Raw genomic sequence first — 1241 nt, forward strand, 5'->3', positions numbered from 1 at the left:
CCGCCGTGCTGGGCAGCACCTACGCGATCGACGGCGCCATCATGCCGGTGATGCGCGGCCAGCAGCTCACCGAGACGCGCGCCGACATGCGCCGCAACGACGGCGTGCTGAGTTTCGACAACCGGCTGCTGCGCAGCTTCGCCGGCGACACGCGCTCGTCCGACATCACGCGGCTGGACCGCAAGCTGGTGTGGACGCAGAACATCGCGAAGAAGACCTACACCGAATGCCCGCTGACCGGCTGCCCGCGGCAGGCGCAGCCGCAGCAACCCGACAAGCCGAAGCAGCCCGAGCAGCCGTCGAAGCCGTCCGAGCCGTCGTGCCCGCTGGTGCTGAAGAAGAACGAGCTGAAGGTGGTGGCCACCGGCGAACGCAAGGCGATCGGCGCGTTCAACAGCGAGCGCTTCCAGCTCGCCTGGGTGCTGGAGCTGGAGGATCCGCAGGGCCGGCGCAACAGCAACCGGGTGCAGCTCGACCTGTGGACCACGCCCGAGGTGGGTGCGGTGAAGGAGGTGCAGGCGATCACGCAGGCCTTCCAGGCGCGCCATGCGGCGGCGCTGTCAGCGGGCGGCGAGCATCCGTTCGGCAAGTACCTGCCGAAGGAGGTGACCGGCTCGATGGGCGCGCTGCTGCGCAACCTGGGCGGCGCCAACGCGAAGACGACCGCGGCCTGGGGCAACGAGCTGAAGAAGGTGCGCGGCTACCCGATGGCGATGACGCTCGCCTGGACGGCCGCCGGCAATGCCTGCGGCGACGATGCGTCGGCCGCGCGCGGCAACACCTCGGCACCGAGCGTCGGCAGCCTGCTGGGCGGCCTGCTCGGTGGGACAGGCGGCGACGGCAAGCCGGCCGGCACCGCGGGCGGCCCGCTGCTGAGCTACAGCTACGAGGTGAAGACGCTCGAGGTGAAGCCGGTCAGCGACGGCTGGTTCATGCCGGACGCCGGCTTCCAGCGCGCACAGTGACCGATCGTCGATGACCGGTGACCTGTTCGATGCGATCGACGATGCGCCGCCGTCGCAGGAGGTGATCGCCGACGGTGCGGTGGTGTTGCGCCGGCTGGCGCTGCTGCGTGCGCCCGCCTTGCTGGCCGACCTGCAGCCGGTGCTGGCGGCGTCGCCATGGCGGCACCTGGTGACGCCGGGCGGGCAGCGCATGTCGGTCGCGATGACCAACTGCGGGCCGCTCGGCTGGGTGTCCGACCGGCGCGGCTACCGCTACCAGGCGACCGATCCGCAGAC

Annotated in this window: 1 protein-coding gene and 1 pseudogene; both read left to right on the plus strand. The window is 71.2% G+C overall.

The features are described from left to right. Positions 1-965 (plus strand): annotated as a pseudogene (locus AC1D01_RS35440) (hypothetical protein); the annotation flags it as partial. Positions 966-975: 10 nt separating this feature from the next. Continuing rightward, positions 976-1241: alpha-ketoglutarate-dependent dioxygenase AlkB (locus AC1D01_RS35445; protein WP_477874314.1), on the plus strand; the 266-nt coding region annotated here is incomplete at its 3' end.

This window comes from Rhizobacter sp. P3_B12 (assembly GCF_056402895.1).